The sequence below is a fragment of the Bifidobacterium sp. ESL0775 genome (assembly GCF_029395475.1).
GTDB lineage: Bacteria > Actinomycetota > Actinomycetes > Actinomycetales > Bifidobacteriaceae > Bifidobacterium.
The window spans coordinates 1,099,986-1,124,711 of sequence record NZ_CP113917.1 but is presented as its reverse complement, the minus strand read 5'-3'; the positions used below and the strand labels follow the sequence as shown (position 1 = coordinate 1,124,711).

Below are 24,726 nucleotides of genomic sequence, written 5' to 3'. Positions count from 1 at the left end.
AATATCAATACGGAGTCTACGCCAATCTGCACGTAGACTCCGTTATTTTCTGGCATCCTGAGACACCGATCTTGTGGTTAAACCGTTCAGGCCCTCAGCTCGGCGCCGATGGCTTTCGCCTTATCGACGATAGCCTTGCGGATGGCCTCCGTGTCGTCGCTGGTGAGCGTCTTATCCGGAGAGCGGAAAGTGACCGAGTAAGCAAGGGACTTCTGGTGCTCGCCCAGCTGGTCGCCGGAGAACACGTCGAAGAGCTCGATGGACTCGAGATTGTCACCTGCGGCCTCTTCGATGACCTGCTGCAATTGCGCGGCGGTGACCGTATCGGAAACCGTGAACGCAAGATCCTGTTTGACCGGCGGGAAGGTCGAAATCGGCTTGGCCTGCACCGGCTTGCCACTCAGCGTGGCGAAGAGGGCGGTCAGGTTCAGTTCGAACGCAGCGGAATGCTCAGGGAAGCCGAGCGCGGCATTGACGTGCGGATGCAGCTCGCCAACCATGCCGACGAACGTGTCGCCGGCCATGACCTTGGCGGCGCGACCCGGATGCCATTGCATCGGCACGTCCTGCGGTTCGGGCTGCACGATCTGGACCTTGGCGCCGAGACGGTCGGCAACGCGGTTCATCGCTTCAACGGCATCGCTATAGTCGACGTCGCGGCTTTCGCCGAGCCAACCAGTTTCGATGGCCTTGCCGGTCAGAATCGCGGCGACGTGCAACGGCTGTTCGGGCAGACCGGCATCGAGCGCCTTGAGCTCCTCTTCGCTCGGGCGCTGGCCACCGGGCAGAGCCGGAATGGCCGGGGCGTTCGGATCCCAGAGATAGACGTGACCAATCTCGTAGAGCGAGATGTTCTCGAGGCCGCGACGCAGATTGCGTTGCACGGTCTGGGCCAGTGTCGGCAGGACTTCACGACGCAGGTACGGACGGTCGCCGGCCAACGGGTTGGCGACTTCGACGCTCACCGGCTTGATTTCGTCGGCGTCGTAGCCGAATGCCTTGAAGTCGGCATCGCCGACGAACGGATAGCTCAACGTCTCCACGAGACCATATTCGGCAAGCTCATTGGCCACGTCGCGCTGGCGCTGCTGGTCAGGGGTCAGCCCGACTTCGCCTTCGACAGGCGCCGGAGGCATGGTGATCGGAATCTCGTCATAACCGACGAGACGCGCGATTTCCTCAACCAGGTCGCAGGGCATCGTGAGATCCGGACGCCAGGTCGGAGGCACCACGGAAATGTGGCCTTCTTCCTTGCCGTCGCTGACCTTGCAGCCGATGTCCTCGAGAATCTCGCGGATACGCTGGTCGGAGGTGTCGAGTCCGGTGAGACGCTTGGTCTCGGTGAACTTGAAATCGATGGCCTCACGCGGCTGGGTGTTGTTGACGTCGATAGGCGTATCGGATGGTTCGCCGTGGCCGTACTTGGCCATCAGGTCGGCGGCCATCTGAGCAGCTGCAGGCTGCAACGCATAATCCACACCGCGCTCGTAGCGCTTGGACGCCTCGGACGGGGTCTTGTGACGACGAGCGGAACGGGCGATGGTCACCTGATCGAAGTGGGCAGACTCCAGAAGAATGTTCTTGGTGTCGGCGGTGACTTCGCCGTAAAGGCCGCCCATAACGCCGGCGAGGCCAAGGATACGGGAGCCGCGCTTGCCATCGGGCGAATCGGTGATGAGCAGATCCTCGACGCTCAGGTCATGCTTCTTGCCGTCGAGTGTCGTCAGGGTCTCGCCCTGATTCGCGCGGCGGACGACGATCGGCCCGCAAATCTTGTCGAGGTCGTAGGCGTGCATCGGCTGACCCAAGTCCATCATCACATAGTTGGTGACGTCCACAGCCAGCGAGATCGAACGCATGCCGGCGCGGATCAGGCGACGCCGCATCCAGCTCGGCGTCTCGGCCGACGGGTCGAAGTTACGCACGATACGCGCATAATAGCGGTCGCATCCGGGCACACCGTGGATCGGGTTGTTGTCCTCGATCTCGACTTCGATGTCGCCCTTGCCATTCTCGGCGACCTTCGGGGTCTCGGCGTTGAGCGCGACGACCGGATCAGTGTAGGCCGCACCGGTGGAATGGTGGTATTCGCGCGCCACGCCACGGTAGGACATCGTATAGCCGCGATCCGGGGTGATGTTGATCTCGAGCACCGGTTGATCGAGATGCAGCAGGTGCATCGCGTCGTCGCCGGGCTTCAGCGCGTCGGTCTCTTCCTTGCTGAAACCGTAGTGGTTCAGGAGGATGATGCCGCTGTGGTCGCTGCCCAGCCCCAGCTCACGCTCCGAGGCACACATGCCGTTGGAGATGTGGCCGTAGGTCTTGCGCGGTTCGATCTTGAAATCGCCGGGCAATACCGCTCCCGGCAGGGTGACGACGACCTTCTCGCCGGCCGCCATGTTCGGCGCGCCGCAGACGATGCCGCGCGGCACCTTGTTGCCATTTTCGTCAGTGTCGTTGTATTTCTCGCCGACATCGACGTGGCACCAGTTGATGGTCTTGCCGTTCTTCTGCGGCTCGGGCGTGCAGTCCACCACATAGCCGACCACGATCGGGCCGGTGACCTGCGAGGCGTGAATCTCCTCTTCCTCAAGGCCGACGTGAACCAGATCCTTGGCAAGCTGTTCGTATGTAAGACCAGCCGGAACCTCGACGTGCTCCTTGAGCCAGTCAATATCTACCATTGGCATTGTTGGTTCACTCCCCCATCACAAACTGTTTGCTGAAACGCACGTCGCCTTCGACGAGGTCGTGCATATCGTTGATATCATGGCGCAGCAGCAACGTGCGCTCCATGCCCACGCCGAACGCGAAGCCGGTGTAGACGTCCGGGTCAAGGCCGGCCGAACGTAATACATTCGGGTTGACCATGCCGCAGCCGCCCCATTCGATCCAGCCGGGGCCGCCCTTCTTGTCGGGGAACCACAGATCGAGCTCGGCGCTGGGTTCGGTGAACGGGAAGTAGCTTGGGCGCAGGCGGCTCTTGGCCTCTGGGCCGAACATCGAAACAGCGAGCTTATCAAGCACACCTTTGAGGTCGCCCATGGTCAGGCCCTTGTCGACAGCCAGCGCCTCGCACTGGTGGAAGACAGGCGTATGCGTGGCATCGAGCTCGTCGGTGCGGAACACGCGGCCGGGGGAAGCGATGTAGAGCGGCACACCGCGGGTCAGCAAGGCACGCACCTGATCGGAGGAAGTCTGCGTGCGCAGGACCATATTGGAGCCCACAAATCCTGCGGCGTCCTTGGCCTGGTTGCCCTTGACATAGAAGGTGTCCTGCATCTGGCGGGCAGGATGGTCCGGCCCGAAGTTCAGCGCGTCAAAGTCGTACCATTCGGTTTCCACTTCTGGACCCGCAGAGATTTGCCACCCCATGGAGATGAAGAGGTCCTCGACGTCCTCCATCAGCTTCGGAAGCGGATGGCGGGCACCCAGCGGCTTGCGGTTGACCGGAAGGGTCATGTCAACTGTCTCGGAGGCGAGTTGACGGGTCTCCTCTTCGGCCTTGACCTGCGTCTCTTTGAGCCCGTAGGCGCGTCCGAAATCGGCGCGCAACTTGCCCATGAGCTGGCCGGCGCCTTTCTTCTCGTCTGCGGGAAGCCCTCCGATGGCGCGGCTGGCCTGGGTCATCGCTGACTCGGCGCCGGCGTATTCCGCCTTGATGGCTTTGAGCTCCTCCATGGTGGAGGCACTTTTGATTTTCGAGATGCCCTCGGCGACCGCATCGGTCACCGCTCCTGCATCGAATGACGCACTCTGTGCCACGAGTACCCTTTCCTTTAAGTTTTTTCAAACCTTGAAACGTTTGCGATTACACGCGCAAAAGTCATGAATCCCAAGCATTTACAGCCTTTTCATTGTTTCAATATGACTCGACATAGCGCCATGCGCGTTTGTGCCGATTATCACATCATGATGAAACCGTTTTATTGACGTTTTGCTGCGTCACGGGCCATCGCCAGCGTAAAGAGCATCACCGAGGTGCTGGTGGCGAGATTCAGCGATTCGGCCTTGCCATACAGCGGGATGGACACGATGCGCTGCACGCGCTCCAATACATCATGAGGCAAGCCACGGGCCTCGTTGCCGAACAAAATCACACGAGAAGTTCGCTTGCTTTGGTTGGCTGCATTTTCGTCATCGGGCTTGCTTCGGGCAATATTGTCATTCCCATCATGCCGCAAGGCATCATTCCCCCTGCCGCTCCGATTTCCGCCGTTACCCGTTGAAGAATGGCCGGATTCAGTCACCACGTCAATCAACGATTCCGGTTTCACTTTTTCTGTTCCGTATACATCGGCCGCCATCACTTCGAGCTCCTGGGCCTGCGCCCACGTGAAGAGCTCATCGGTGCCCATGGTGACCACCGGCAGATGGAACAGCGAGCCCGCCGTGGAACGGATGACCTTGGGGTTGAACCGGTCGACGCAATCGTCGACGAAAATAACCGCACGGCACCCAGCGGCATCAGCCGAGCGAATCACCGTCCCCGCGTTGCCCGGATCGCGTATCTGCCAGAACGCGGCCAAAGTTTTATCCGCTTGATTTTTGGAAACTTCGCGGTTTTGAGGCGTTTCAAATTCATCCGACATCCGCTGTTTCATGGCTTCCAGATCACCGACGGCGACGATGCCCTGCGAATCAGTGCTCATACGATGCATTACATCACCGGTCACCTGATGAATATAAAGTCCCTGTCCGTCGGCCTCTCGCGCGATGTCCTCGACCACCGGGGAAAGCAATCCGTCCCGCCGCTCATCCATCTGCACATAGCAGTCCTCGACCACATCGGGCATCCACCGCACGGCCTCACGCACGGATTGCGGCCCCTCAATAAGGAACTTCCCGGCTTTCTTGCGGCCTTTGCTCTTCTCCAGCTCCGCCACGCGCCGCACGCGCTCGGACTTGGGATTGTCAATGATGTGCTGATTAAAAGGCATAATTACACTTTACGCGAAGTCATTACCATGATTCACAGAGCATGTTTATCCATGCCTGATCTGCAAGACAACATGAGATCGCGCAAAACAAGCCGCCGCTAATCCACGACCGTCTGAGATCGTCTCAGTCAAACCAGCGCTGTTCTCACCCACCGAAGAAGGTGAAGGTGCCGGCGATGGCGGCGGCTATCAGGGAGACAGTGGGGACGAGCGCGCAGACGATGACGAAGGCCCAATCGCGGGTGTTTACATGGCTTACGCGGGCGTGGGTGCGCGGGATGTCGCCGCCGAAGCCCCGGGCTTCCATGGCGGTGGCCAACGTGGTGGAACGGCGGATGGAAAGCACCAACAGCGCGAAAGTCTGCGGGAAGAAGGCCTTGACCTTATTCTCATCGCCTAGGCCGCGGGAACGGCGGGAGGCGGTGAGCGCGGCCCAGTCGTCGCGCAAGACCGAGAAAAGGCGCATGCCGGCGAGGCCGCCGTAGACGAAACGGTCGGGCAGGTGGAGGATCTGGCTGAAGGAATCGGCCAAATCCGTGGTTTCCACGCCCAGCACAGCGATAATGGCCGGTATGCCGATGGCCAGGATGCGGATGCCGGTCGCTAGCGCCAACACGGCCGAGCGGTCGGTGACGGTGATCATCGCCCAATGCCACCAGACGCGGCCGCCTTCCTTGCCATAGAGCAGGACGGCGAGCGCCGAGCCAGGAGCGCCGATGAAGACCGGCCAGGTCGATTTGACCACGCGCCACGGCGAGAGACGGATACAGGCCAGCAGGATGAATTCGATCAGCAATGCGACACTTGCCGAGACCCAGTCGAGGCTCAGGATCAGTGGCAACGCGGCGATGAAGCCGCCCAGCAAGCGAAATGACGGATTGAGCGAGGCGAGGAACGGCGAGCGGCTGGACTGTCGTTCCTGTTCGTCGCGCTCGTTGACCGGACTGACGGTGATGGTGGCATCCAGTTTTTCGCCGTCTTTTGAAGGAGTCGTAATGGTTTTGTCATCAATATGCTCGCCGTAAGAACTCGCCTCGGTATCTGCCATTCCCGTATCATTCTCAGGCAAATCATCATCGTGATGCCGAGAATCATCACCATTGCCATCGGTAAGTGGAGCGGTTTCCGACACATGCATCGAACGGACGCCTTCGTCATCGCCTTGCGCCTGCAGTTCGATGACGCGGGCGCCAAGAGCCGTGACCAGATCGCGGTCATGGGTCACCACAATGACGCTGACACCATCACCGCGCAGGGAATGGATCAGCGAGACGATCTGCATCCATGTGCGTCGGTCCTGCCCGAAGGTGGGCTCGTCGAGGATGATGACGCGTGGCGCGGCAGCCAGCGAGGCCGCAACGGTCAAGCGCCGCTTCTCGCCGCCGGAAAGCGTATACGGGTTGACCGAGGCATATTGCGAAAGCCTGAATCGGCGCAACAACGCCATGGCCTTCTCCTTGGCCTCATCCTCCAGCGTTCCAGTGCGCAAAAGCCCAAGCATGACCTCTTCGACCACGCTTCCTCGCGCGAACTGGTGCTCGGGGTTCTGGAAGACGTAGGAGATGCGCGCCGCCAGTTCCGTCGATTTCCACTCCATCGGCGCATTGCCGGTTGCCCCTTTCGCCAGTTCCGGTGAGGCTTCAACGCTACCAGCCACAGGCTCCAATAGTCCAGCCAACGTCAATGACAGCGTGGATTTGCCGACACCGTTGCGGCCCACCAACGCGGTGATCTGCTCGGCGGCGAAGGAGACGTTGATATGTTCGGCTATGGCTTTGCCGTTGCGGCCGATGGACAGTCCTTTGGTGGAAAGCAGCGCCTTGCCGTCGCCAAGCGCAGGATCGCTGGCCGGCTCGTCATCGGTATGGATGCGGTGGATCTCGTCTTCTGGACGGCGGTATTTGTCTGGCATCCAGATGCCGAGCGCGGCGAAATCAAGGTCACGGTTCTCGAACACCTCGTCAGGCGTGCCATCCGCCACCACGATGGTCCGGCGGAACCCACTGTGGTCGATCTCGGCATCGTCACCGACCTGCGTGACGCGGGCCTTGACCTGGTCGTCGGATTCGAGACCAAGGACGATGACCCTATCGATAAGGTCAATCCACGGGCCAGCGCGATGCTCGACCAACAACATGGTCGCTTCGGTATTATGTAATACATCAGCAACCGCACCAATGACTTGTTCGACGCCTTCCGGATCGAGGTTCGCCGTCGGCTCGTCCAGAAGCAACGCCCCCGGCTGCATGGCCAACGCCCCGGCCAACGCGAGCCGTTGCATCTGCCCGCCACTCAAGTGCATGGTGGAACGGTGCAACTGCAAGCCTTCAAGCCCTACAGCGGCAAGGCTTTGCCTGACCCGCTGCCAAATCTCGGAACGTGGCACGCCCATGTTCTCCGGGCCAAAGGCGACATTGTCACCAAGACGCTCGAAAATCGCCTGCGCGTCGGGGTCCTGCAAAACGAGTCCGACCCGGCCATGGGCGCAGGCGGCCGGAACGTCGCCATCGATGAAGACACCGCCTTCGGTCACCCCGCCTTCCGAATCCTCGACGGCGACGACCTGGCCGGTTTCGCCTTGTCCGCCTTCGTTCGTGGCTTCCACCACATCCCCGCCAAGCAGGCCGGAAGCGCCTTCCAGTATCGTCGACTTGCCGATGCCTGAGGCCCCAAGCAAAAGCACACGCTCGCCTGGCTTGATGTCAAGATTGAGGCCGCGCACGGCGAAATGCCGGCGTGAGGCGTGACGATAGCCCCAGTTCTCGAAACGGATCGAAGCGGGCGGCACCTTGGGAGAAGCCGTACTGGCAGCAGGTTCCCCATCCTGCGGAACCGTCGAGGCAATAGCCGCGTTGGCATGCGAAACGGACTGTACCGTCATGCCATCTTCTCGGCTATCGGATGTCTTCGATTGCTCGCCTTGCATACGTTCTCCCATCGATACCTAAAATCCTAATGAATACGCTCACTTGGATGAGGCACGGACCTGACGGCCCGAGGCGAACTTGTCGATCGCGCCGGTCTTGGCGATGGCGATGTAGAGGTACCACATCAGCACGCCTGCCACCAACGCCCCGGAAATCACCGTGGCGACGAGGTTCCAGATGCCGTAGACGCCGGTGATCTTGAATCCCTGCAGATTTGTGAAGAAGGTGTAGGCCCAGCAGCTGATGGCGGAAATCGTCCCGGAAAGCGTGACCGTGACGAGGTTCCAGACCTTGTACATCACCACAAGGAAGACGATCTCAGCGAAGATCCCCTGCACCAACGCGATGAGAAACGTCTGCATGCCGCCCCAGGTGTTGCCCCAGAGCGCTTCGAGCACTCCCGCGACGACTTCGGCGTATATTGCGGCTCCCGGCTTGCGCACGATGACCGCGGCGAGGGGGCCGGCGAAGAGCCAGAAGCCGTTCATCAGGCCTCCGAGCCCGGGAACGAGTGCGTCAAGAGGCGAGGCGACCGGGCCATAGAGCAACGCCGCGGCCCAATAGATCAACGCGCTGGCGACGCCGATGACCGAGGCGACGGCGATATCGACCACGCGCCATTTGAGGTTCGGTTTCGAGATGACGGTCGTTTGATTCGATGATGACATGATTTGTGCCTTTCCACTGTGCGCACCGCCTATCGGCGCGCATATAAGGCACGGGAAAAGAGAGACGTCCGTGCGCCGGCATTGTCCGGACTCACGTTCATTCGGTCGAGGAAATCCTCATCTCAGCCATCTGCCAGCTTGCGCAGGCAGACAGCCCCCGTGTCAATTCGTCATCCTAGAGCAATCCCCTGTCAAACATCTTGAGACGTGAGTCGTGTGGGGTTGGGGCATACAATGCTCGACACGCTCCGGGCCGCTCTGGCCAAGTCTTTACGGTCGAGCATCGCATGCCCCAACCCCACACTAATGCGTAGCGGAAGAATCTGACTGACAGGTACTTGCGGGAGGCGGCTCACCAGCGAATAGCTGCCGCAGAAGTAAGAAATCTATTGACAGCGGTCTCGCAATTGCGCCCACCTATAGCAAAAGACCTAGAGCATGCGGCAGCTATTCGCTTTCAGTGACATCGACCTTGGTCTTTATCATTTTTACGGTTACAGCTAGTAGGGAACCTCATACATTAGTGGCGGAGCGGGATATGCGATGTTCGGGCGTAAGACACGGCCGAGCGGCCAAGGAGCGTCCCGAACATTGTATATCCCGCTCCGCCACGACTAACCGTTGGGACGAGCGAGTATGTTGCTTACTTCGCCAGTTTGTCTAGGATCAGGGCCTCGGTGATCACGTTGTTTTTGAGGCTCGTGAGGTCGACGGACTCGTTGGGGCTGTGGGCGTTGCCCTTGGGGTCTTCGGGGCCGGTGACCAGGACCTGGGCCTTCGGGAAGATGCGCTGCAGTTCGGGGATGAACGGGATCGAGCCGCCTTCGCCCTTGTTGATCGGATTAACGCCGAACGCCTCACGCATCGACTCGAGCGCGTCCTGCGTGGCCTCGGCATTGGGATCCATGCTCCAGCCCATGCCGCCATCGAGCGTCGAGACCGTGACTTCGGCGCCGAACGGCACGTGCGAGGTGAGGAAGTCGGTGACGGCCTTGGCCGCTTCTTCGTGACGCTGGCCAGGGGCGGTGCGGATGGAGAGGCGGAAGCGGGTCTCGTTGGCGATGACATTGAACGAGCCTTCGACCGGATGCGCGTCGAAGCCGATGACAGAGATGCTCGGCTTGGTCCACAGGCGCGAGGCCAATGAGCCGGTGCCGGCGAAACGATAGGAGTCGACCACACCGGAATCGGCCCGCACACTGGCCTCGTCGAGGTCGCGCTGGAGCCCGCCGACCGGGTCTCCACCTTCCAGTCCCGGAATATCCAAAGCACCATCTTTGTCATACATCGAGGCAATCAACATGGACGAGAGCGTGTTGGTGTCGAGGATCGGGCCGCCGAATTGGCCGGAATGCACCGGATGCTCCAAGGCCTTGACGGTGACATCCAGATCGGTGTTGCCACGCAGGCTCGTGGTGAGGCTGGGGATCTCGGCGCTCCAGTTGCCGGAATCGGCCACGATGATCACGTCGGAGTCGAATTCGTCCTGATGCGCCTCGATGAAGGGGATGAAGCTCGGCGAGCCCATCTCCTCCTCGCCTTCGATGAAGACCTTGATATTGACCTTGAGGTCGTCGCCGAGCGCATGCAGCGCGCCGGAATGGATGGCGATGCCGCCGCCGTCATCGGTCGCGCCGCGTCCGTAAAGACGGCCATCGACCTCGGTGGCCACAAACGGGTCGGTGTCCCATGCGGAGGCGTCCGGCACCGGCTGGACGTCATGGTGCGCATACAGCAAGACGGTCGGCGCGTTGGGATCGACGATCTTCGAGCCGACAACCTCAAAGGCGCCCGGAGTGCCGTCGGGGTTCTTGGACTGGACCACTTTGGCATCCACGCCGCGTGCGCGCAGTTCATCGGCCACGAATTGCGCCGAACGACGCATGTGCTCGCCGGTGATGCCTTCGGCCGAGATGGATTTCAGTGCCACCTTTTTGCTCAGCAAATCGACGATCCGCCCGAAATCGCCGTCCACACGCGAACGTACCTCTTCAACAGCCAACGCAGCCATGTCATGCTCCTTTTCTTGAGATTCAGTCATATCCACTTCGATAATCACACAGCCCCACGAAAAACGCCAGAAACCGGTGAAAAACGAGCCATACCAAGACGATTCGCGACCCGAGCGAGTCGAGGCTTTCCCGTAGTCTCAAAACCATGACATGGAATCCTTTCAACAAGGACAAGAGCAAGGAATCGGCGCAACAGTCCGACGAACAACCGGAGCAGGAGGGCAAGGGCCATCCCACCCCGAAGCGCAAGGTCGCCCAGGAGCGCAACCTCCATCCCCTCGTCCCCAGGGACCGCAAGGCGGACAGGAAAGCCGCCAAGGAGCGCATCAAGGAGAAAGAGGACGAGCAGTACGAGGCGATGCGCACCGGCGACGTGGCCCACATGCCGCGTTCCGAGCGCGACCCCGTCCATATCTATGTCCGCAATTACGTGGATGCCCGCTTCAACATCGCCGAGTACTTCATCCCGGTGCTGTTCGCAGTCATGATCTTCACGCTGGTCGTCTACATGATCTGGCCGTGGCTTTACACACCGCTCATGCTGTTGATGTACGTCTACATCATCGCCGCGCTCATCGATATCGTCATCATGTGGCGCAAGCTCAAGAAGAAGCTCATCGAGAAATTCGGCGAAAAGGCCGTGGGCAAGGGTACGCACATGGGTTCCTACGCCTGGGGCCGCGCGCTGCAGCTGCGTCGCTGGCGCATCCCCGTGCCGACCTCGAAAAAGCGCGGCAACTGGCCGAAGTAAGCCGGATTTCTTATTTGTTTTGATAACCCGTGGGCGTGCATGGCATGTCCGCGGGTTTTCTTCATTTCTCTGGTATCCACAGAATCGCCCATACTATTTTGCAACGCTTTATGATGGTCGTTAGACCATTTCGGAGGTAGACATGCAGAGCACTCATTTCGACATCGTCATCATCGGCGGCGGGCCTGGCGGCTACGCCACAGCGCTGCGGGCCGCGCAACTCGGGCTTTCGGTGGCCTTAATCAACCGCGAGGAGCGGCTCGGAGGCACCTGCCTCAACCGCGGCTGCATACCCTCCAAAGCGCTGATCATCGCCACACGCGCAATGCGTACCGTCGGCGACGCCGAACGCATGGGTGTCAACGCAAGCATCAATGGCATCGATTTCCCGAAACTGACAGCTTTCAAGGACCATGCCGTCACCTCGATGACCGACGGACTGGCCTCCTTGCTCGCCATGCGAAAAGTGACGGTGATTCACGGAGAGGCCTCCGTTACCGCAAAACATCACGTTTCAGTAAAACTCTCTGAAACTGATATGAAAAGCGCCCCAGCTGACTTTCAAGGACGAAATCAAGAGCAAGACGACAACGCCAACCCCAATCAAGGACGTGTTGGCGGCACGCAAAGCTCCACCATCGAGCTGAACGCCGACAACATCGTGGTGGCCACCGGCTCACGCCCACGCCCGCTGCCTGGGCATCCTTTCGCCGGAGCGTTGATCGATTCCACGCAGGCGCTGGCGCTTACCCGTTTCCCGAAATCCGCCATCATCATCGGGGCGGGTGCCGTGGCCGTCGAGTTCGCCTCGATGTGGAACGCGGCGGGCGTGGACGTCACCATGCTCATCCGCCACGAACGCGTGCTTTCGCACGCTCACCGCCGCACATCGATGGCTTTGACTCGGGCGCTGGCCAAAGATGGCGTGCATATCGTCGCCCACAGCAGTGTCGCCGATATCGAAAACGGCGAGTCTGGCGCGGCGAGCGTGAGCTATCGCACCGACAAGGATGAGACGATAAGGAACACGAAAGCGGATGTGGTGCTGGCCGCCATCGGTCGTGATCCCAACACCGATGCCGGCTGGTTCGCCGACGCCGGCATCGCGTTGGACGAGAACGGCCTGGTGAAAACCGACGCATACGGCCGCACCAACCAGCCGGCAATCTGGGCGTTGGGCGACATCACCCCGGGCCCGGCACTGGCCTACCGCGCCTTCGAGCAGGGCATCGTCATCGCGGAATCCATCGCCGGGCTCGACCCGAAACCGGTGGAGAACAACACGGTTCCCGAAGTGGTCTTCTCCACCCCGGAATTCGCCAGCGTTGGGCTGACGGTCGAGCAGGCCAAGGCGGACCCGGACATCGACGAGGCAAAAGAAACCGCCTATCCGATGATGAGCAACGCACGGGTGCTGATGAGCGGTGAAGCCGCCTCGATGTCGGTGGTGACCGGCGCCTACGCCGACAAACCGGATACGCCGGTGGTCCTGGGCGTCCACATGCTCGCCCCGGACGCCGGCGATCTGATCGCCGAAGCGGAAGAACTGGTCGGCAACCGCGTCCCCCTGGCCGACGCGGCGCGCCTGATCCACCCGCACCCCACTTTCAGCGAGGCGTTCGGCGAGGCGCTGCTCAAGGCCGACGGGCGTCCGCTGCATACCAGATAGGCGCGCAAGGCGAAAACCCGCATCGTCGGACTTCCGCCACCACTGATACCATAATCAACTAGTGCGTCCGTTTTTTCAATAGCAAGTGAGGGAGTAGATGGCAGAAGCGAAAAAGGCCAAGAAAGACAAGAAAAAAGGCCCGAAAGTCATCAATCAGATCCGCGAGATCTACAAATACACCCATCAGGAAGACAAGGCCCTCCCCTGGCTCTTGCTCGTCGCTTTCCTGCTTCCGGTGGTCGTCGGCGTCGTCGCCGGCCTGCTCATGCATTGGCGCTGGCTGACCTGGATCTTCATGATGATCCTGATGGTGATGCTCGGCGTATTGCTGTTCACCTTCGTATTGACCAAACGCGCCGACAAAGTGGGCTATGAGAAGCTCGATGGCAAGCCCGGCGCCGCCATCAGTGTGCTCGGCAACATCAACAAGGCCGGATTCAACTTCCCGCAGACCCCGGTGTGGGTGGACCCGAAGACCAAGGACGCCATCTGGCGTGGCACCGGCTACAACGGCATCTATCTGTTGGCCGAAGGCAACCCCAGCCGCACGAAGCGGCCGCTCGAACGTCAGCAACAAGCCATCAAAGGCGTCACCGCGGGCAGCAATATCCCCGTTTACCTCATCTCCGTCGGCCAAGGTCAAGGCCAGGTGCGCCTCAAGGACCTGCGCAAGAAGGTCGTCAAGTGCAAGAGCTACGAGCCGACCGACTATTCCTTCTTCCTGATGAAGAAGATCCATCCGCGCCGCCGTTTCGTGCTCACCAAAGACGAGCTCGAGACACTGAACTTCCGCCTGCAAACCCTGCAGGAGAAGCGCGGGCTCGGGATTCCCAAAGGCATGGACCCCACACGACCGCAGCACATCAGCCGCCGGGCCATGCGCGGCCGGTGACCTCTCATCCTCTCGTGACCACATCGCGAGAGGATTTTTCATATCGCCATCACTCGTAAAACCCAGAAAATCAACGAATTTCAATGGAAAATCACGATACGAAACATATTCGTAACCCAAACCGCGACCTCCTGAAACTCGTTACCTTACACTTGGACATTGTTAGCACTACGAAAGGAGCGGTCCATTGACTGCACTCGAAACGAAGGAAGACCTCGAAGCCCTCATCAACACGGAAGGTGTGGAATACATCTCCGTGCGCTTCACCGACCTCTTAGGCGGCCAGCAGCACTTCACGGTGCCCGCCAGCGAATTCCTCAAGGACGCCTTCACCGATGGCGAGCCGTTCGACGGATCCTCCATCCGCGGCTTCCAGGCCATCCAGAACTCTGACATGAAGCTCGTGCCGGATGTCTCCACGGCCTTTCTCGACCCGTTCCGCAAGCACAAGACGCTCGTCGTCTCGCATTCAGTGGTCGACCCGATCACCATGGAGCCTTATTCCCGCGATCCGCGCCAAGTCGCCGCCAAGGCCGAAGCCTACATCAAGTCGACCGGCGTGGCCGACACCGCCTGCTTCGCCCCCGAAGCCGAGTTCTTCCTCTTCGATTCCGTGCGTTACGAGAACACGATGCAGCGTTCCTTCTACGAGGTCGATTCCGTCGAGGCCCCTTGGAACACAGGCGCTGAGGTCGAGGCCGACGGCTCGGCCAACATCGGCTTCAAGAACCGCGTCAAGGGCGGCTATTTCCCGCCGGCCCCGCAGGACCACAACCAGGACCTGCGCGACGACATGGTCGCCAACCTCCAGAAGGTCGGCCTGATCCTCGAGCGCAGCCACCACGAGGTCGGCGGCGCAGGCCAGCAGGAGATCAACTACCGCTTCAACACCCTGCAGCACGCAGGTGATGACCTGCAGAAGTACAAGTACGTCGTGCACGAGACCGCCTTCGAGGCGGGCAAGGCCGTGACCTTCATGCCCAAGCCCATCGCAGGCGACAACGGCACCGGCATGCACTGCCACCAGTCGCTGTGGAAGGACGGCAAGCCGCTCTTCTACGATGAGAACGGCTACGGCGGTCTCTCCGACATCGCCCGCTGGTACATCGGCGGCCTCATCAAGCACGCTTCCTCGGTGCTCGCCTTTACCAACCCGTCGCTCAACTCATACAAGCGTCTGGTGCCCGGCTACGAAGCCCCGACGAACCTTGTCTACTCGGCCCGCAACCGTTCGGCCGCCATCCGCATCCCGTTCGCCGGCACCGCGCCCGCGGCCAAGCGCATCGAGTTCCGCGTCCCCGATCCCTCTTGCAACCCGTTCCTCGCCTTCTCGGCCCAGCTGATGGCCGGTATGGACGGCGTCCTGAACCACATCGAGCCTCCGGCCCCTGTCGACAAGGACATCTACGAGCTGCCGCCAGAGGAGCTGGACAACATGAAGCACGTCCCAGCCTCGCTTGGCGAAGCAATGGACGCGCTCGAGGAGGACAACGACTTCCTGACCGCCGGCGACGTCTTCACCACCGACCTTCTCGAGACCTGGGTTGCCCTCAAGCGCGACGAAATCGACCAGCAGCGTCTGGCCCCGACTCCGCTCGAGTACGAGCTCTACTTCAACTGCTGAGCTTCGCGTTTTCGTTCGATTCACGTTGATCGGACATCAGGAAGGCCGTCATACCACAAGATTTGGTATGACGGCCTTTGTGCTGCCTGCCGTATGTTGATTGCCGGCATCACCTGCGAATGTCATGCAATCTCCCTGCAACCTCGATGAATAATCGCCTTGCTTTCCGGCGCTGCGCCACCTCCAGACACATTGGGCATGGCACACCAATTCCAGACTTACCGATATCCTTGAGTCATCGAATGCACCGGCGCAAGGAAGAAGGCAGCCTTGAAATTCTGCAACAACTGTGGAGCCCAGTTACCCGAAGGCGTGCGGTTCTGCCCCAATTGCGGCGCTCCGAACGCGCCCCAACAGCAATTCCAGCCCCAAGGCCAGCCCCAGACGCAGCAATACCAGAACCCTCCGGCCGCGCCAGGCAACATTCCACCGCAGCAATTCGGCCAGGTTCCCGCGATGCCGCCCATGCCCTCGGCGCCTTACGGGAATGCGCCCCAGCAGCCGGCGCCGGTGAAATCCAACAGGAACCGCAGCACCATCATCGCCGTCATCGCGGCCGTGGTCGCCGTGCTTGTGGTCGTCGGCCTTGTCGTGTTCAGCCGGCCCTCTTCGCCTTCAGGCGGTTCCTCCTCCGGCGGGCTTGGCAAGCCCGGAGCCCCTGCCGGGACATGGTCGTTCAGCGTCAAGACGCCGGGGGCGACCATCACGGCCATCACCATCGACGTGGACAAGGACGGCGGCGCAACGCTGAGCATGCTCGGCAAAAAGTACGCGAAGGCGGATCTCAGGGTCTCCGATTATGACAAAGAGAGCGTCACCTACGATGTCGATGACATGAAAGCGCTGGTCTCCAATGACGATGGAGACGACAGTTTCAGAAGCATCACCATGCCTCGAACGGGCGTGGTGGGCAACTGGACCGTCAATATGAAAATCGACGACGAAAACTGGAAATACGGGATGGACGTGAAAAGCAACCACGACGTCTCGTTCAACTGGGACAACCGCTACAGCAGCGACTCCATCGATGCCACGTGGAAGAAAGGCGAGAGCGGCGGCGACGGCAATACCTACGAGATTGACGATTCGTGGAGATTGGCGAGGCCGTTCCTCGATGGCACCGACAATGACGCCGACAGCGTGAAAATGGTGTTCACCGTACCGTCCAATCGTTGAAGCTGATATCGCTTTCAACTTTTGTTCGCTGATTCAATGAACAAGCGTGTTCCAGAGACGTCCTTCTCTCAGAAACACGCTTTCTGATATACGCCGAGCTGATCAGTCACACGATGCCATAGCCGCTTTGCGTAATAGCCATAGCCCCATGAGCTAACGCATCAGACGCTGCGCCAAGGTCTTGAACGAATCGGCCAAGGCGCTGGCGGCCAATGTCCCGTCCGGGTTCAGGACCGCAGGACGGCCGGATTCATCAATCTCACGGATTTCAGGCTGCAACGGCAGCTGGGTCAACAGCGGGACATCGTAGTCGAGCGCCTCTGTCAACTGGTCGCTCACCCGCTGGCCGCCGCCTTCGCCGAAGATGCGCAGACGCTCGCCCTTGTGGTCGAAATAGCTCATGTTCTCCACCACACCTCGTACCTTCATCGGCACCTGCAAGGCGACGAGCCCGGAGCGCACGGCCACGTCGGAGGCGCTCGGCTGCGGGGTGGTGACCACGATGAGCTCGGCGTTCGGCAGCGCCTGGGCCACGGAAATAGCCATGTCGCCCGTTCCTGGGGCCAGGTCGAGCAGCAGGACGTCGGGGCTGCCCCACCAGACGTCGGCAAGGAACTGCTCAAGCGAGCGTTGCAGGCGCGGCCCGCGCCAAAGAATCGCCCGGTCGGCCCCAGCGAACATGCCGATGGAGATCAACTTGACGCCCCAGGCGACCACCGGCATCAGCATGCCGTTCAAATCCGTAGGCCGCGAATGCACGCCGAAAAGCGACGGCAGGGAGAACCCGTAGATGTCCGCGTCGATGGCGGCGGTGTCGTAGCCGAGCGCCGAGAAGGTGGCCGCGAGGTTGGCGGTGACCGATGACTTGCCCACCCCGCCTTTGCCGGAGGCGATGGCGAAAACGCGGGTCTTGGTGCCCGGCTTGTTGAAGGGGTTCTGCCGGCGCTCGGCCTTGAGCTCGTCCACCAGTTTCCCAAGCTTTTCGCGGCTCATCGCGCCAATCTCGATCTTCGGTGTGAGTCTCGCGTCGGGATAGGTGCGCACAGCCTCCTCGATGCGTTCGCTGATGGTCTTGGAGAGCGGGCATCCGGGCACGGTGAGCTCGACATGGACGGTGAGCACGTAATGGTTGTCGTCTCCGTCATCCGCCTTGGCCGCCTCGACGCAGGGGACCATCCCCAAGTCGGTGACCGAACGCCCCAGCTCCGGGTCGATGACGTGGCCCAGACGTTCGTAGATCCGCCGTTCAATCGTGCCGCTATCCGTCATTGTGCCTTCCTTGTCGATACTTTCCACTGTATCGCCACACTGGGCGGCACGCCAGTATGTTTGGCGGACATTTTCCACGACTTGTGAGCAAAAGTGAGATTAAGCGACATGATTGTAATACGTAAATGAGGCTTGGTCTGCAGCTAAAGCTTCACGGTATCGTCGGTTTTCTTCTACAATCCGTTACCTGTAGCTACTTGTCGGCATCATTCTTGGCCTGCGGATTCGTTGGTCTCACCCGCCTTGCCCGGCTCCCCAGGCTCTCCGGGTTCACCGGTCTCAAGCAATGTCGTGAACTGCGCCTCGTCAAGCATCGGCACGCCCAGTTCCTCGGCCTTGGCCTCCTTGGAACCGGCGTTCGCGCCGACGACCACGTAATCGGTTTTCCTGCTCACCGATCCCGCGGCCTTGCCGCCACGCTCGACGATGGCCTCCTTGGCGGATTCACGGCTGTAACCTTCCAGCGAGCCGGTGACCACCACCGTCTTGCCGGCCAGCGTCTGCTCCAGTGTGTTCTCTTCGACGCTCTGCCCCACACCGGCGGCCTTCCACGCTTCGAGGATTCTGCCCCGCCAGTCCCCCGGCTTGCGGGCGTCAGCGAACCATGAGACCACGGATTCCGCGATCTCCTCGCCGATGCCGTTGATGGCCACCAGATCCTCGACACTCGCCTGGGAGATGGCGTCGAGCGAACCGAAATGGTTGGCGATGAGCCTTGCCGTCGGCGGCCCGAGATGACGTATCGAAAGCGCCACGATGACCCGCCAGAGGTCGGCCTGCTTGGCTTTGTCAATCTCCTGGAGCATCTGTTTGGTGTATTCGCTGGGACGGATGTAGATCGGCTGCTCGCTGAAGCTCCCGTCCCTGTCTTTCTTGCTCTGCTCGCCGACCACAATCGCGTCATCGGGTACGTCATAGCCGGGCCATTGGCGTGGCACAGAGGCCGGCGCCGAGGCGTTCGCGGAACTGAAAAGGGCAGCCGACGAGGCGGAATCCGACGAATCCGAGGCGTCTACGTTCGAAGCGCCGCCTGATACGCCCGCCTTTCCCTTGAGCTTTTTCGCCGGCATGGCGAGCGTCCAGAACGCCGGCACTTGATGCCACAGCCCGGAACCGCCGCGGTTCTTGCGCCTGCTTCGCTTGCGCCCATTCTCGTCGAGATGCTCGCTGATCTCGATGATCGAGGACTCCCTCCAGACCTTGACATCCTTCAGGTCCTTGGCGGTCAGCGAGAAAACATCCGCCTCGCTGGTGAGCACCGGCTCCTGCCTGGCTGGCAGCTGCAGGCCCGCAACCGGTTCGTACGGCTCCGGCTCCTCGCCCGGTCCGACCTCGATGTCGCGCAGGTCGGGCGCGTAGGTGGCGACTGAGTCCGGCCGGTTCTCTTCGGGATTGGTCAGCGCGATGGCGCTCTGCTCGCCCAAGTGCTCGATGTCAAGCGCCTTTCGGCTGGCGAGGTTCATCACCCGCTGGGTGAACTGGGCCGGGCAGCTCTCCACATTCGGGCAGCGGATGTCCTTCTCCCCTTCCTTGGCGGGCCCCAGCTTGGTGCCGCAGGACGGGCAGTATTCGGGCATGACGAACTCCCGCAGCTCGCTTTCGTGGCCTTTGCGACGTTCCAGCACCGGGCCCACGATTTCGGGGATGACATCGCCCGCCTTGCGTACCACGACGGTGTCGCCGATCAATACGTTCTTGTGCTTGACCTCGAAGGGGTTGTGCAAGGTCGCGGAGGCCACCGTGGACCCGGCGACATAGACAGGTTGCAATACAGCCACTGGTGTGACGCGGCCGGTGCGACCGACCTGTACAACGATGTCACGCAGCTTGGTGTTGACCTCTTCGGGCGGGTATTTGTAGGCGATGGCCCAGCGCGGGGCGCGCGAGGTGGCGCCGAGGCGGCGCTGCAGCCCCAGATCGTCGACTTTGACCACGATGCCGTCGAGCGCGTGTTCGATGTCGCCGCGGTGCTCGCCGTAATAGTCGATCATCTCGAGAATCTGGTCGAACGAGGTGATCTCGCGGTTGTGTGGTGAGACCGGAATGCCCCACTTCCGGTACAGCTCGTAGGCTTCGGACTGGTCGTTGACGGCATCGTGGCCGGCGTTCGCCGAGCCTGGCGCCCATTGCAGGGTGCCCAGGCCATGCGCGTAGAAGCTCAGCGGACGGGTGGCCGTGATGCGCGGGTCCTTCTGGCGCAGCGAACCCGCGGCGGCGTTGCGCGGGTTGGCGAACGGGGGTTTGCCCTCATCCTCGTTCTTGGCGTTCAAAGCGCGGAAATCGTCCCAGCGCATGAACACCTCACCGCGGATCTCCACGAATTCGGGGATGTCCTGTGCCTCGCCCTTGAGGTTTTGGGGAATGGTCGAGATGGTGCGCACGTTGGTGGTGATGTCCTCGCCGGTCGTGCCGTCGCCACGCGTGAGCCCTTGCTCCAAGACACCGTCACGGTAGAGCAGGTCGAGGGCCAACCCGTCGATCTTGACCTCGCAGGTCATCGGCAGCGCCTTGTCTTCCGGCCAATCCAGGGCCCTCAACACGCCGTCGTACCAATCCCGGAGCTCGTCGATGGAGAACACGTCGTCGAGGCTCAGCATCTTGGAGGGCAGCTTGACATCGGGGAATTCGTTGGAGAACGTGCCACCCACCCCGTGCGTGGGCGACTGGGGGTTGTCCAGCGCGGGGAAATCGGCCTCAAGCCGTTGCAGGCAACGCAGGAAGGCATCGTAGGCGGCGTCGGAGGAGACGGGCTGGGAATCGATGTAATAGGCCATCTGGTCGGTCTCCACCCAAGCGGCCACCCTCGCCCAAAGCCTCGCCGCGGCCTCGCTGGAAAGTTCCGCGACGTCGAATTTGTCGAGCCTCGCCGCGTCGGCGTCGGTGTGTTGCAACGACGCGATCCACTCCATCGACCCTGGTGCGTACTGCGTGGCTCCGGAGTCCTCCACCACTTCCGGCTTGTCGCTGTCGAAATCCCAAGCCAGTTGGTCACTTTGACCCGATTCGCCGGACTTCCCCCGGTTTCCGCCAATTTTTGTCGCCTTGACCATGTCGCCTCACTCGTTCACATCAAACCCAAATCACCATATTGCAATACAATACAGGGCCCATCCCGTTCCATTACGATTGTACGGTCAAGCCGAGAGGGAACCGCGAAGGGCGTCGCACCTTATGCATTGAGTGAACGCAGGAACTGCGCCTGCGCCATGTCGATGCCGTCGTCGGCGCTGTCGTCCATGCGGGCCGCGGCGACCGAAAGCGTGCGCGCCGGCACGAACATGGCCTTGTCGACGCTCACCCTGGCGGCGTCGCGCACGATGTCGGCGACCTCAGTGTGCGGCCAGACCGGCAGGTCATGGGAGGCGAGCACCTGCTGGGCGCCTTCGAAGGAGACCGGCACCAGGATGCATTGCGATTGGGCACGGGCCAGAAGCTCCTGCAACTCCCCGTCGAGCGAGGCGATCTTGCCCGGTGAGATGTGTTCGCTCATGATGTAGCTCGCGACGGCGACGTCGAAGTCACCAAGCATCCATTCCGCATAGGCCAGGCGGTAATAGGCGTAGGCCGCGTCGTCCCGGTCCAGCGAGACACGCAGGGCGTTGAGACAGGCCGCGCGTGCGGAGTTCCAGTCCTCCTCACGCGCCAGCTGCACCGCCAGACGCATGTGCGAAAGCGGATAGGCGGGCGCGTAAGAGACCATGGCGTTCAGGTGCGGCAACGCCTCCTTGGCCCCTTGCAGCTGGGCTAGGACGTCGGCGAGCTCCATGTGCGCGTAAAAGAGGTTGTCGGGGATCAGCACGGTGCGCTCGTCGCTGGTAGCGAAGAGCCGGTTGTAGACCACGCGTTCGGCGTAGGAGTTGAAATAACGCGGCGCGCCGGTGCCTGCGTAAAGCGCGTCGACCTTGGAGACCGCCTCCTCAAGGCTGGCGATGGCCTGGTCGACCTGGCCGGAGAACAAGAGGTCACGGGCCTTGATACGCTGCCCGTCAAGGTCATTGGAAAGGGTGAAATCAAGGTCCGGGGTGTCCACGCCGTCGATGAGCGCGCTGCTCACACTTGGCGCGAGTTTCTTGAGCTCGGGGTCGCCGTTGGCCTCGACGATCGCCATGGCCCGCTGGGCCTTGGACACGGTGGGCAGGCCCTCGTCGGCGGCAATGCGGTGGAAATCGGAGACCGCCCGCTGCAGGAGGTCGGCCCGTTGAATCGACAAGCCGGTGATGTTGTCGGTCCCGAGGATCCTGCTCGCCTCGCCGCTGAGCCTGACGTCGGAAAGCTCTGGCTCCTCTTGGCTGCCCAGGGGCGAGAACCGCTTGTCCCGCAAGGTGAACTGTGGATTGGCGTTGCGAGGCATGGCCCCGCTGATGTTGAGCGAGGCGCCGAACGCGCGGTAGGTCGCGACCGGATGGGCCAGCCCGTCGGCTTGAATGTGGCGCATGAACTCCTCGCGGGTGAACGTCACGGTCGCCATGTTGTGCGCCGTCGGGCCGCTGCGCAGCACCGCCAACGGGTCATCGTCCCGCCCGCCTTGGCCATTCTGGTGCTCTTCGCCATCGTCGATATCCGCGTCCTGCCCGCCTTGCGGCACGGAAAGGGCTATGCTGTCGAAATCGACGCCTTTCATCAAATCCTCGAATTGCGCGTCGATCCCTTCGCCGTCACCATTCGCGTCCCTGGAATCGCCATCGCTCGTAAAACCGGCATCAGAAGAACCGGTATTCTCCGCATTACCGTTTTCGCCATTGTCGCCGGCTTGTTCGGCGTCTTGATCGGACCGTGCCGAATCATCCCCGTCTTCCTGGGATGAGCCCGCGGTTGACGGCGCGAACGGCATGGAATCCTGGCCCGAGGCCATCGAACCGGAATGCGTGGGGTCGCCATGGATGTCGCCGTCCTTGGGATCGGCTTTCGATCCTCCCCTGTGGATGTCGCCGGTGGGCATGCGCTCGAAGGCACCCAACGCCTGCGCCATGAGCTTGGAAATCGCCGAATCCTGCTGGGCGACGGCTTCCTCCAAGCCCATCGAATCAATGCGGATGGAGACGTTGGACACCGTTTCGTCGACTCCGAAGCACAGCGCGGCGATCATCAGCCCGACGCGAAGGTTGTACCGCTCGCTCATCTCGGTGCGTTCCTCGTCGCTCAGGGAAATCCAGGTATGACTGCGTTTGTCGTAACGACTGGTCGGCATCATCGTGCGCCCGGCGGTGGTGAACGACACGGCCACGTTGCCCTCACAGAGGTTGGAGCGGAATTCGGTGTCGAAGCGATACGGCAGGCGCAGGCGCCGCAACAGCGTGGCGACGGCCTGGCGGTACACCCATTCGCCACGGCCTTTCGCCTGCGATGGCGAGGCGGAAGAGGCGTCATCGGACACCTCCGCAAGCGGCGCCTTGGCCGCGATCCCGTCGGCGGTCTGGGCGGCGATGCCGACCATGCGACGCAATGACACGGAGCTCGGCTCATCCAGTTCCAACGCCCGGCCGGAGAGCGGTTTCAGCGCCATCAACGCGGGGTTCTGCAGCAGGGCGTGGTCGATCTGCGCGGCCTGCGCACGCGTGACGGTGTCCTCGATGGGCAGCGCGCCGGTGTGCGCGTTGTGCTCGAGCCAAGCACTCACCAAGGCGAAACGGTTGAGGTTCCCCTCGATGTTCAACGCCTCGAGCGCCGGCGCCAGGTTCAGGGAATCGTCCCAAGTGAAGAAATAGGCACCCGAGTAGCTGGAAGTGTAGAGATGCAACGGCTCGGCGCCGTGCACGGCCTCGAGTCCGGCCGAGGGCTTCAACGCCCCGGATTCGCGCATAAGGTCGGCGAAGTAATCCTCAAGACCGGAGACACGCAAGCCGTGGCTGCGCGCCTCGAGGCTGTCGCGCACGCTGCGCCGGATCGCCCCCAGCGGCGCCTCGCGGTTGAGCCTGCGGAAGATGTTGCCCGCGCCGAAACCAATCATCATCTGCCCGCTCATCTGCGGGAGCATGTAGGTGGCGAAGAAGGCGATGGCCATCGCGTCGCGGTATTCCAGGTCGAGGCGCAACGATTCGGGCAGACGCAAACGCATCTGCTCCAACGTGTACCGGTTGCCGGTTTTGAGCCATGAGGCCAGCCAGGCCATGTTGCCGAACATATCGCGTCCGACGATGCCGCCTTGCACCACCTCGACGCTGCGATCCCCCGCAGCCCGGCCATCATCCTCCGCCGCGGATCCGCCGGTGGCGTCTATGCCTGAAATCGAGGTGGAATGGGGCTCGTCGCCACGTATCCTCGCGTCGTCGCGCAAGGAGAAATCGCCTTCCTTGCCGAACACCAGCACCGGATCGAGGCCATGGGTGTCCATCTGCGGGTCAGCCCCCAGGAACACGCGTCCCTTGCCATCGACCAAGGCGACCTGGCAGAATTCCTTGCGATCCAAGAACACGCCGATGGAGAAGAAACGCCCATCGAGTTGGGGCAGCTGGGCCCAGCCAAGTGCAAGACCTTCGGGAATGTTGGGAAAATCATCGAAAATGCGCCGTTTGACCATCGGCCCCAGCTGGACAGCATGGCCGGCCAGCTCCTTCATCATGTCTCCAATATCGCCGTTCGGATTCTGCGACGAAGCCGGAGAAGAGGAATTCACATCGACTTCATGCCGCGACACGCCGGTGCCGACCATGGTGTTCACACGGCGCGCAACGCGACGCACCTGCGCCATGAACCCGCCTTGGGATGAGGAATCGGCGAAATCATGCAAATGCTGTGTGAAATTGGACATATAGATAATTGTTTCAATTCAGCCAGACATAAAGCTTATAGAATAAACAT

General features: G+C 61.4%; 14 protein-coding genes and 1 riboswitch. Of the genes, 5 read left to right on the top strand and 9 right to left on the bottom strand.

Annotation, left to right across the window (positions count from 1 at the left end):
* Positions 1–86 precede the first annotated feature (86 nt).
* The 6 genes from pheT to OZX73_RS03930 all read right to left on the bottom strand — a co-directional run bounded on the left by pheT (position 87) and on the right by OZX73_RS03930 (position 10,546).
* Entirely contained in the window at positions 87–2,690 is a 2,604-nt protein-coding gene (gene pheT / locus OZX73_RS03955; protein WP_277150850.1) for a phenylalanine--tRNA ligase subunit beta, read from the bottom strand.
* Between the two features lie 7 nt (positions 2,691–2,697).
* Positions 2,698–3,765 carry a phenylalanine--tRNA ligase subunit alpha gene (gene pheS, locus OZX73_RS03950; RefSeq protein WP_277150849.1) on the bottom strand — a complete coding sequence of 356 codons (1,068 nt, stop codon included), beginning with the start codon at positions 3,763–3,765 and terminating at the stop codon, positions 2,698–2,700.
* A gap of 161 nt (positions 3,766–3,926) precedes the next feature.
* Positions 3,927–4,940, bottom strand: coding sequence for an RNA methyltransferase (locus OZX73_RS03945; protein WP_277150848.1), 1,014 nt, complete (start codon positions 4,938–4,940; stop codon positions 3,927–3,929).
* Positions 4,941–5,085: 145 nt separating this feature from the next.
* Positions 5,086–7,821 carry an ATP-binding cassette domain-containing protein gene (locus OZX73_RS03940; protein WP_277150847.1) on the bottom strand — a complete coding sequence of 912 codons (2,736 nt, stop codon included), beginning with the start codon at positions 7,819–7,821 and terminating at the stop codon, positions 5,086–5,088.
* Positions 7,822–7,905: 84 nt separating this feature from the next.
* Complete coding sequence (locus tag OZX73_RS03935) at positions 7,906–8,535, bottom strand: ECF transporter S component (protein WP_277150846.1); 630 nt, start codon at positions 8,533–8,535, stop codon at positions 7,906–7,908.
* A 49-nt stretch (positions 8,536–8,584) separates the two neighbouring features.
* Positions 8,585–8,706, bottom strand: a riboswitch (TPP riboswitch).
* Between the two features lie 472 nt (positions 8,707–9,178).
* Positions 9,179–10,546 (bottom strand): dipeptidase, encoded by a 1,368-nt coding sequence (locus OZX73_RS03930; RefSeq protein ID WP_277150920.1) that lies wholly within the window; start codon positions 10,544–10,546, stop codon positions 9,179–9,181.
* A 146-nt stretch (positions 10,547–10,692) separates the two neighbouring features.
* Here OZX73_RS03930 and OZX73_RS03925 point away from each other — a divergent pair, with 146 nt between their 5' ends.
* The 5 genes from OZX73_RS03925 to OZX73_RS03905 all read left to right on the top strand — a co-directional run bounded on the left by OZX73_RS03925 (position 10,693) and on the right by OZX73_RS03905 (position 16,659).
* Positions 10,693–11,298 (top strand): DUF3043 domain-containing protein, encoded by a 606-nt coding sequence (locus OZX73_RS03925; RefSeq protein ID WP_277150844.1) that lies wholly within the window; start codon positions 10,693–10,695, stop codon positions 11,296–11,298.
* Positions 11,299–11,440: 142 nt separating this feature from the next.
* Entirely contained in the window at positions 11,441–12,967 is a 1,527-nt protein-coding gene (locus OZX73_RS03920; protein ID WP_277150842.1) for an FAD-dependent oxidoreductase, read from the top strand.
* Positions 12,968–13,064: 97 nt separating this feature from the next.
* Positions 13,065–13,859 carry a DUF4191 family protein gene (locus OZX73_RS03915; RefSeq protein WP_277150840.1) on the top strand — a complete coding sequence of 265 codons (795 nt, stop codon included), beginning with the start codon at positions 13,065–13,067 and terminating at the stop codon, positions 13,857–13,859.
* Positions 13,860–14,046: 187 nt separating this feature from the next.
* Positions 14,047–15,483, top strand: a complete 1,437-nt coding sequence (glnA, locus tag OZX73_RS03910; protein ID WP_277150838.1) for a type I glutamate--ammonia ligase — start codon at positions 14,047–14,049, stop codon at positions 15,481–15,483.
* 270 nt (positions 15,484–15,753) lie between these two features.
* Positions 15,754–16,659, top strand: coding sequence for a zinc ribbon domain-containing protein (locus tag OZX73_RS03905; RefSeq protein ID WP_277150836.1), 906 nt, complete (start codon positions 15,754–15,756; stop codon positions 16,657–16,659).
* Positions 16,660–16,812: 153 nt separating this feature from the next.
* On the opposite strand, the gene OZX73_RS03900 is transcribed toward OZX73_RS03905, so the two are convergent.
* The 3 genes from OZX73_RS03900 to OZX73_RS03890 form a co-directional block, all read right to left on the bottom strand.
* Positions 16,813–17,928 (bottom strand): Mrp/NBP35 family ATP-binding protein, encoded by a 1,116-nt coding sequence (locus OZX73_RS03900; RefSeq protein ID WP_277150834.1) that lies wholly within the window; start codon positions 17,926–17,928, stop codon positions 16,813–16,815.
* Between the two features lie 206 nt (positions 17,929–18,134).
* Positions 18,135–20,978 (bottom strand): NAD-dependent DNA ligase LigA, encoded by a 2,844-nt coding sequence (gene ligA, locus OZX73_RS03895; protein ID WP_277150832.1) that lies wholly within the window; start codon positions 20,976–20,978, stop codon positions 18,135–18,137.
* A 119-nt stretch (positions 20,979–21,097) separates the two neighbouring features.
* Entirely contained in the window at positions 21,098–24,676 is a 3,579-nt protein-coding gene (locus OZX73_RS03890) for a tetratricopeptide repeat protein (RefSeq protein ID WP_277150831.1), read from the bottom strand.
* Positions 24,677–24,726: the final 50 nt, after the last annotated feature.

Coding starts and splice junctions, on each gene's coding strand:
- pheT (WP_277150850.1), bottom strand. CDS start 2,690: ATGCCAATGGTAGATATTGACTGGCTCAAGGAGCACGTCGAGGTTCCG.
- OZX73_RS03945 (WP_277150848.1), bottom strand. CDS start 4,940: ATGCCTTTTAATCAGCACATCATTGACAATCCCAAGTCCGAGCGCGTG.
- OZX73_RS03940 (WP_277150847.1), bottom strand. CDS start 7,821: ATGACGGTACAGTCCGTTTCGCATGCCAACGCGGCTATTGCCTCGACG.
- OZX73_RS03935 (WP_277150846.1), bottom strand. CDS start 8,535: ATGTCATCATCGAATCAAACGACCGTCATCTCGAAACCGAACCTCAAA.
- OZX73_RS03930 (WP_277150920.1), bottom strand. CDS start 10,546: ATGGCTGCGTTGGCTGTTGAAGAGGTACGTTCGCGTGTGGACGGCGAT.
- OZX73_RS03925 (WP_277150844.1), top strand. CDS start 10,693: ATGACATGGAATCCTTTCAACAAGGACAAGAGCAAGGAATCGGCGCAA.
- OZX73_RS03920 (WP_277150842.1), top strand. CDS start 11,441: ATGCAGAGCACTCATTTCGACATCGTCATCATCGGCGGCGGGCCTGGC.
- OZX73_RS03915 (WP_277150840.1), top strand. CDS start 13,065: ATGGCAGAAGCGAAAAAGGCCAAGAAAGACAAGAAAAAAGGCCCGAAA.
- OZX73_RS03900 (WP_277150834.1), bottom strand. CDS start 17,928: ATGACGGATAGCGGCACGATTGAACGGCGGATCTACGAACGTCTGGGC.
- ligA (WP_277150832.1), bottom strand. CDS start 20,978: ATGGTCAAGGCGACAAAAATTGGCGGAAACCGGGGGAAGTCCGGCGAA.
- OZX73_RS03890 (WP_277150831.1), bottom strand. CDS start 24,676: ATGTCCAATTTCACACAGCATTTGCATGATTTCGCCGATTCCTCATCC.